Origin of the sequence: Leisingera sp. ANG-M1, assembly GCF_000813745.1 — a bacterium.
Lineage (GTDB): Bacteria > Pseudomonadota > Alphaproteobacteria > Rhodobacterales > Rhodobacteraceae > Leisingera.
Genome location: NZ_JWLC01000084.1, coordinates 2516 through 3282 on the forward strand (window position 1 = coordinate 2516; position 767 = coordinate 3282).

At 69.5% G+C, this 767-nt stretch carries 1 protein-coding gene; it reads right to left on the bottom strand.

Translation table 11 applies throughout. From position 1 onward, the window contains the following. Positions 1-706 (bottom strand): caspase family protein (locus RA19_RS27705; protein WP_275041761.1); only part of this gene is annotated, 706 nt, incomplete at its 3' end. Positions 707-767: the final 61 nt, after the last annotated feature.

Below are 767 nucleotides of genomic sequence, written 5' to 3' on the forward strand. Positions count from 1 at the left end.
CCGGCCCAGGTTCGGACAGCGGCGGAGCCGGCGCAGGCTGTTCAGCCGCCGCCGCAACTTCACCGCCCGCCTCCGGGTCCTGGCTTGCACCGGCCGCCAGCGCTGCTGCCTCTGCCGCCGCAATCGCGGCAAAGCGGCCCTCCGGATAGGCCATCAGATAGGCCTCATACGCGGCCTTGCTGCCGTCCGCCCGCGCCGCTTCGAACATCGCCGCTTCGGCATCCTGAGCCGCCGCCGGAGCGGGCGCCGCAACCGGAGCCTCAGCCACCGCCTGCCCGCCCGCAGCCCCGCCCTGCAGCTCTTCCGCCATCAGCTCCGCCAGCAGCGCCCGCGCTTCCCCGGCGTATTTCCCATCGCCGTAGCCGCGCAGAAACAGCATGATCTGCATCGCATCCCGCGACGCTTTGACCGAGTGCCAGATCTGTGCTTCCTGCATCTCCGCCGCGCTCAGCACCGGCTCCGGCGCGGCTTCGGCAAAGACAAAATCGCTGACCAGCGAGGAGGTGTCCCAAGGCGTCTGGCTGCCGCCGCTTTGCGCCAGCACCGCCCGGCGCACGTGTTTGAAAACCTGTTCCACGGGCCGCCCGGGCACCATGATTTCGCGCGCAAGAGCCTCGGTAAAGGGGCTGTTTTCCCCCTCCCCGTCCAGCGCTACGTCGCCCGGCGCGGTGGCATAAGCCAGAAACGTGCCGGTCGGCGCCTTCATCTCCGCCAGGCCGCTTTTATTCAGGTCCGCGACCGTCTCAAACGGGTTGTTGCGGCAGGCG